Annotated in this window: 7 protein-coding genes; 2 read left to right on the top strand and 5 right to left on the bottom strand. The window is 73.9% G+C overall.

Annotated elements, in window-relative coordinates:
* The first annotated feature begins 384 nt into the window (after positions 1–384).
* Positions 385–1,227, top strand: coding sequence for a patatin-like phospholipase family protein (locus tag ABTW95_RS33515; protein ID WP_500228395.1), 843 nt, complete (start codon positions 385–387; stop codon positions 1,225–1,227).
* A 30-nt stretch (positions 1,228–1,257) separates the two neighbouring features.
* On the opposite strand, the gene ABTW95_RS33510 is transcribed toward ABTW95_RS33515, so the two are convergent.
* From ABTW95_RS33510 to ABTW95_RS33500, 3 genes are read right to left on the bottom strand one after another with little or no spacing between them, the layout of a single operon-like run.
* Entirely contained in the window at positions 1,258–2,091 is an 834-nt protein-coding gene (locus tag ABTW95_RS33510; protein WP_396450166.1) for a crotonase/enoyl-CoA hydratase family protein, read from the bottom strand.
* A gap of 25 nt (positions 2,092–2,116) precedes the next feature.
* Positions 2,117–3,064, bottom strand: coding sequence for an aminoglycoside phosphotransferase family protein (locus tag ABTW95_RS33505; RefSeq protein WP_500228394.1), 948 nt, complete (start codon positions 3,062–3,064; stop codon positions 2,117–2,119).
* A 23-nt stretch (positions 3,065–3,087) separates the two neighbouring features.
* Complete coding sequence (locus ABTW95_RS33500) at positions 3,088–3,588, bottom strand: metallophosphoesterase family protein (RefSeq protein ID WP_500228393.1); 501 nt, start codon at positions 3,586–3,588, stop codon at positions 3,088–3,090.
* A gap of 27 nt (positions 3,589–3,615) precedes the next feature.
* Here ABTW95_RS33500 and ABTW95_RS33495 point away from each other — a divergent pair, with 27 nt between their 5' ends.
* A complete protein-coding gene (locus tag ABTW95_RS33495) occupies positions 3,616–4,464 on the top strand; it encodes an alpha/beta fold hydrolase (RefSeq protein WP_500228392.1) in 849 nt (282 codons plus the stop codon).
* Positions 4,465–4,717: 253 nt separating this feature from the next.
* Here the strand turns inward: ABTW95_RS33495 and ABTW95_RS33490 are convergent, their stop codons facing one another.
* Together ABTW95_RS33490 and ABTW95_RS33485 are read right to left on the bottom strand one after the other, a co-directional pair.
* Entirely contained in the window at positions 4,718–5,428 is a 711-nt protein-coding gene (locus tag ABTW95_RS33490) for a hypothetical protein (RefSeq protein WP_396454979.1), read from the bottom strand.
* A 201-nt stretch (positions 5,429–5,629) separates the two neighbouring features.
* On the bottom strand, positions 5,630–6,022 hold the full coding sequence (locus ABTW95_RS33485) for a rhodanese-like domain-containing protein (protein WP_396450160.1): 393 nt from the start codon (positions 6,020–6,022) through the stop codon (positions 5,630–5,632).
* Between the last annotated feature and the right edge of the window lie 2 nt (positions 6,023–6,024).

Here is a 6,024-nt window from a genome sequence, read left to right as displayed (position 1 = left end):
CGGCCGGAAAGTCAAAACCGAGCCTTTTCCGATGCCACCGCAGACCGCAGCGGACGCAGCACGGCCGCGTCAGCTGGTTCGTAGGTGGGTTCCCCGTTCTCCGGCCGGCCGCCATGCGGGCGTCCTGCATCCGTGAGGGGACGAGGGGTTAACTTACGTGGTCCGAGCATCCACGTCAAATCGGCGCTCCGGACCCCGGGACGCTTCAACGAGCCCGACGACGCGGGTATTCCGCCTGATCACGTTCGGGCACGTGACCTAACGCACGATGTGCGGGGTTTCTTCCCCGCCCGTGTGCGTCGGGACATGCCCGGCTCGCCCTGCGGCACCGGGAATGGATCTTGGTGGGCCTGCGCTCTACCCCCTGCGACGAGAGGACGGATCATGAGTGGAAACGGACGCGCGCTCGTGCTCGGCGGTGGCGGGGTCGCGGGCATCTCCTGGCTGACCGGGGTGCTCGCAGGGCTCGCCGAAGAAGGCGCGGACGTCACCGGCGCGGACGTGCTGATCGGCACGTCGGCGGGATCGGCGGTGGCCGCGCAGGTCGGCTGCGGCCTGCCCCTCGGCGAGCTGTTCGAGCGGCAGGCGGACCCGGCGCTGCAGAACCGGGAGCTGGTGCCGTCCGGGAGCGCGACGGTCGCCGAGCTGGCGGAGACCTGGATGCGGGTCGCCGAGGAGAACGACGACCCGGCGGCGATCCGGCGCGCGATGGGCGCGCGGGCGCTGGCCGCCGACACCGTCGACGAGGCCGCGCGGCGGGCCGTGATCGAGGCGCGGCTGCCCGTCCGCGAATGGCCGTCCAGGGACCTGCGGGTGACGGCGGTGAACGCGCTGACCGGTGACCTCCGCGTGTTCGACCGCGACTCGGGCGTGCCGCTCGTGGACGCCGTCGCGGCGAGCTGCGCGGTCCCGCTGATCTGGCCGCCGGTGACGATAGGCGGCGTCCGGTATGTGGACGGCGGGGTCGCGTCGCTGAACAACCTCACGCTGGCCGTGGGCTACGAGCGCGTGCTGCTGATCGCGCCGATGGACGACCCGTCGCTGCCGAGGGAGGTCGCCGCGGTGGAAGAGGCGGGCGGGCGCGTCGAGGTGATCGGCCCGGACGAGGCCGCGCGCCGCGCGGCGGGTGCCGACCCCCTGGATCCGTCCACCCGCACTCCGGTGGCGCACGCGGGTCTCGCGCAGGGGAAGGCCGCCGCCGCCGGGATCGCCTCATTCTGGGCCTAGCCCGGCGGCGCGCCCGCCGCGTCCTGCCCGTCAGGCGGGGTCGGTGAAGGACGGCGGGCGCTTCTCGAAGTAGGCGCGCACGGCTTCGACCTGGTTGGGGCTGCCGCGCAGCGCGCCGAGCGCCCGGGACTCTTCGAGGAACTGGCCGGCGAGGTCGTGGTCCGCCGCGCGGTTCAGCAGCCGTTTGGCGCTGCGCACCGCGTCGGGGCTGTTGCCGGCGATCTCGCGGGCCAGTTCGGCCGCCGCGGCGCGCGGGTCGCCGGCGGTGCGGGTGGCGAGGCCGATCCGGACGGCGTCCTCGCCGGTGACCGTGCGGCCGGTGAAGGTGAGCTCCTTCGCGACGTCCTCGCCGACGAGGCGGATCAGCGCGGCGGTCCCGGTCATGTCGGGGACGAGGCCCCAGCGGATCTCCAGCACGGACAGCTTCGCGTCCGGCGCGACGATGCGGATGTCGGCGCCGAGGGCTATCTGCAGGCCGCCGCCGAGGGCGTGCCCGTGGACGGCGGCGATGACGGGCTGCGGCATCTCCCGCCAGATGTGCACGGCCTGCTGCCCGAGGTTGGTGATGCGTCCCGGTTCGCGTTCCGTGATGTCGTTCAGCAGCCGGACGGCCCGCTCGCTCTCGCCGGTCCGGACGCCGTCGCCGGCCATGGCGGCGAAAGCGGAGAAGTCGAGCCCGGCGCAGAAGGCGCGTCCCTCGCCCGACAGGACGACGGCCCGGACGGACGGGTCGGCGGCGAGCGCGTCCCCGGTCTCGGCGAGCGCGTCGAACGTCGCCATGTCGAGGGCGTTCAGTTTGTCGGGGCGGTTGAGCCGCACGTCGGCGACCCCCTCGCGGACGTTCACGGTGACGCGGTCGGTCATGCGGGCTCCCCCTCGGTCGCGGCGCTCATCTCAGAGGGGACGATTCCATGCGCCGCCGCAGCCAGTCGAGGGCCACCTCTCCCTGATCCCGCTGGAAGGCGCGCAGGGAGGGCAGGCCGGGAGGCGGCGGCTGCCGGCCCGCGTGGACGAAGTAGCCGGCGACCGCGGCGACGACGGAGGTCACCGCCTCCTTGTCGGCGCCGCGGGCCAGGGGGTGGGCGCCGAAGACGTCGGCGGGGCTCGGGCCGCCCTGCAGGTGGACGCTCGGCAGCATCGCGACCAGGTCGAACCAGGGCGCGGCCAGGCACGCCCACGGCCAGTCCACGATGACGACCCGGTCGCCGGTGAGCAGGATGTTGTCGGCGCGCACGTCGGCGTGGGCGAGGGTCGTCCCGGCGGCGGCGTCCTCCCACGCGTCCTCCAGGACGGCGAGCCGGGCCAGGTTCCGGCGCGCCCAGGGATCGAGGCCGGTGAGGTCCCCGCCGGCGGCGAGCCGGCGCCAGCCGCGGAAGGAGGCCCCGAAGCGCTCGCCGGCCGTCGGCGCGTCGATGGGCGCCGGTGTCATGCTGGACGCCAGCCGCACGAGCGCGTCCAGGACGCGGTCCAGCTCGGCGGCGTCCCACGGTTCGCGCGGGTGGCGGCCGTCGATGTCCTCGAAGACGAGCGTCACCCAGCCGGCCCGGTCGAAGGAGCCGAGGAGCCGGGGCACGGGCGCGGTCCCCGGCAGGGCGGCGGCGACGCGGGCCTCGGCGCGGTGGATGCCGGGGGTGTCGGGGTTCGGGGCGGGGCCGGCGCTCTTGACGAACGCGCGGCTCCCGTCGTCCAGCCGGAGCCGCGCCGCGACGCCCGGCGAGAAGCCGCCGGGCTGGGTCGCGGCGGCGGCGACGCGCGCGCCCAGCAGCGTCTCCACGTCGTTCCGCACATGGTCGGGCACGCCGTCCCAGGGGAGCCGTCCGCTCGCTGTGCCGGCCATTCACGCATTCTGGCGGCACGCCCTCATGTGACGGGAACGATTTTCGCCTCGGCGAGGCGGCCGTCGCGGACGTCCAGGACGCCGAGGGTGCCGTGCGGCTGGCGGCGCCGGTCGGTGGGCGATCCGGGGTTGAAGATGCGGACGCCGTCGCCGGTCTCGTCCAGCGGGATGTGGGAGTGGCCGAAGACGACCAGGTCGGCGCCGGGGAACCAGCGGCGCATCCGGGCGGTCCGGCCGCGGGACTGGCCGCTGTCGTGGACCATCGCGACGGCGAGGCCGCCGAGGTCGAGTTCGAGGCGTTCGGGGGCGCCCCAGGCGGCGACGTCCGGCCCGTCGTTGTTGCCGAGGACGGCGTGGACCGGCGCGTACTCCGCCAGCTCGTCCAGCACGGACGCCGTGCACACGTCGCCCGCGTGCAGGATCACGTCCGCGCCGCGCAGGTGCTCGGCCACCCGCGGCGGGCACGACTTCCAGCGCCGCGGGGCGTGCGTGTCCGAAACGACCACCGCTTTCACACCCCTCATTGTTCCGCAGGGAGCAGAATCAACCCGATGCGGATCGATATCGGTGACATTCGGCTGTACTTCGACGTCGAGGGCGCCGGGCTCGTCCCCGACGGGCCGGCCATGGTCGAGCGGCCCGTGCTGGTCGCCCTGCACGGCGGCCCCGGCGCCGACCATTCGCTGTTCAAGCCGGTGCTGGGCCGGGCCGCCGAGTTCGCGCAGGTCGTGTACCTGGATCAGCGCGGCAGCGGCCGGTCGGACACCGGCGACCCCGCGTCGTGGACGTGGGAGCGCTGGGCGGACGACGTGGTGGCCTTCTGCGACGCGCTCGGCATCGCGGACCCGGTGCTCGTCGGCACGTCCAGCGGCGGCTGGGTGGCGCTGACCGTGGCGCACCGCCATCCGGACCGCGTCCGCGGCGTGGTGCTCGACAGCGTCATGCCCGGCCCGGCCGAGGAGCGCCTGGAGATCTTCGAGCGGCTCGGGGGCGCGCAGGCCCGCGACATCGCGCGGCGGTACTGGAACGGCGAGGACGTCCAGGAGGACTGGGAGCGGGTCTGCCTGCCGCTGTACTCGCGGCGGCCGGGCGGCGATCCCGACGCGGCGGACAGGCTCGCACGGATCCGCTGGAACCGCGACGTCATCGAACGCTTCCGGGACACGCTCGCCGCCCGGTTCGACCCCTGGCCCCACCTGGACCGGGTCTCCCGGCCCGTCCTGATCATGAACGGCGAGGACGATCCCGTCGCGACCGTCTCCGCCGCCCGGCGGCTCGCCGCGGCGCTCACGAGCACCGACGTGGAACTCCACGTCCTTCCCGGCGTCGGGCACGGCGTCTTCCGGGAGGCGCCCGAGCGGAGCATCGAGCTCCTCCGCGGTTTCGCCTGCCGCGGGTGATTTTGCCACGGCGGCGTCCGGACACCGGTGGGAAACAACTGTAAGCACGCTGTCATTACACAGTGCTGACCAGCGGAGTTAGGCTCAGAATTCCTCGCGTTCGTCCACAGGATTCCGGCCGTACGCCCCCGGTCGTTCCGACACGGCGACCCAGCACCGCGAGGGCGCATGAGGGCGGCCGGGCCCCGAGGTGGATGATCACTCCCTTGCACCGGCCCCGGGGTCCGGCCGCCTCTCCGCGCCGCGGCCCGCGCTACGAGGTCAGGTAGAGCTTGCGGTCGAAGACGCCGGAGCCGGGCGTGCTCTCGCCGCGGGCGATCCCGGCGCCGCTTCCGGTGCCGTTGGACGGGCAGAGGCCGCTGCTTCCCGACTGCCGCACGAGCATGATGTCGTCGGAGCCGCCCTGGGCGTCGTCCGCGTCCGGGAGCGGGCGGTTCGGGTTGTCGCGGTTGTAGACGTCGAGCCGGAGGCCCGGCGTGCTGCCCGTCTGGAACCCGTACCAGCAGGTGATGGTGATGCCGAAGATCTTGCCTTCGATCTTGAAGCGCAGGCCGCCGTTGATGGTCAGGACGCCGTCGCGCCCGCCGGCGACGGGGTCGTAGACGACCTGGCCGCCCCGGTCGGGGATCTCGCTGAGGTCGAGGTCGGTCGCGGGCGAGCTGAGCCCGTTGGACGTCCGGCAGGCGCCGATGGACGCGGCGGTGAGCTCGCCGGCGCCCGTGGACTCGACCGTCCCCTCCAGCGTCGCACCGTCGCAGGAGCCGGTCACCTTCGCGCCCAGGAAGTCGGCGGAGAAGTCGATCGCGCCGACGGTGGTGACCTGCCAGTTGCCGGAGTAGGGCGCTCCGGCGGCGGTGTCCTCGCGGACGGTGGTGGTCGCGGCGGACGCGCCGGACGCCGTCAGCGCGAGTACCGCGGTCGCGGCGGCCAGCGGGGCGGCCGCCTTGATGATGGGAGCCTTCACGGGTATTCCTCCTCGGGGAAGGGTTCAATTCCTTCTACCCGAGTGATCACGGAAATCAAGACCCAGAGAAAAAGAGAATCGCATTTTAGCGGAGCCCGCTAAAACAGCGGATCCGATTACTAAGGCGACCGCGATATCGACCGCCGAAACTGCTGAATCGTGCGCGGCCCCGGCGGGCCGTCCGGCCGCCGGGGCCGGCCGTCACCCGTCCGCTCCCCCGGTCGTCGGCAGCCCGGCGGCGCGCCAGGCGCGGAAGCCGCCGACGACGTCGGTCGCGCGGGTCAGGCCGAGGTCGTGCAGGGACGCGGCGGCGAGGCTGGAGGTGTAGCCCTCCGAGCACACCACGATGACGCGGACGTCGTGCCCGGTCGCCTCGGGGAGCCGGGCGTCGGACGCCGGGTCGAAGCGCCATTCCAGGACGTTGCGCTCCACGATCAGCGCGCCGGGGATCTCGCCCTCCCGCGCCCGCTGGGCCGCCGGGCGGATGTCGACCAGCACCGCGCCCTCGCGCGCCTCGGCGTGGGCCTTGTCGGGTTCCAGCCGCTCCAGCCGGTCGCGCGCGTCGGCGAGGATCTGGTCGATCGTCCGTGCCATGT

It is taken from the genome of Spirillospora sp. NPDC127506, assembly GCF_040302145.1.
Taxonomy (GTDB): domain Bacteria; phylum Actinomycetota; class Actinomycetes; order Streptosporangiales; family Streptosporangiaceae; genus Spirillospora.
The sequence above is the reverse complement of the archived record's forward strand: the minus strand, read 5'-3'. Positions and strand labels throughout refer to the sequence as shown.

Excerpts from the sequence above, each read along its gene's own strand:
- ABTW95_RS33515 (WP_500228395.1), top strand. The coding sequence starts at position 385 with ATGAGTGGAAACGGACGCGCGCTCGTGCTCGGCGGTGGCGGGGTCGCG.
- ABTW95_RS33510 (WP_396450166.1), bottom strand. The coding sequence starts at position 2,091 with ATGACCGACCGCGTCACCGTGAACGTCCGCGAGGGGGTCGCCGACGTG.
- ABTW95_RS33505 (WP_500228394.1), bottom strand. The coding sequence starts at position 3,064 with ATGGCCGGCACAGCGAGCGGACGGCTCCCCTGGGACGGCGTGCCCGAC.
- ABTW95_RS33500 (WP_500228393.1), bottom strand. The coding sequence starts at position 3,588 with ATGAGGGGTGTGAAAGCGGTGGTCGTTTCGGACACGCACGCCCCGCGG.
- ABTW95_RS33495 (WP_500228392.1), top strand. The coding sequence starts at position 3,616 with ATGCGGATCGATATCGGTGACATTCGGCTGTACTTCGACGTCGAGGGC.
- ABTW95_RS33485 (WP_396450160.1), bottom strand. The coding sequence starts at position 6,022 with ATGGCACGGACGATCGACCAGATCCTCGCCGACGCGCGCGACCGGCTG.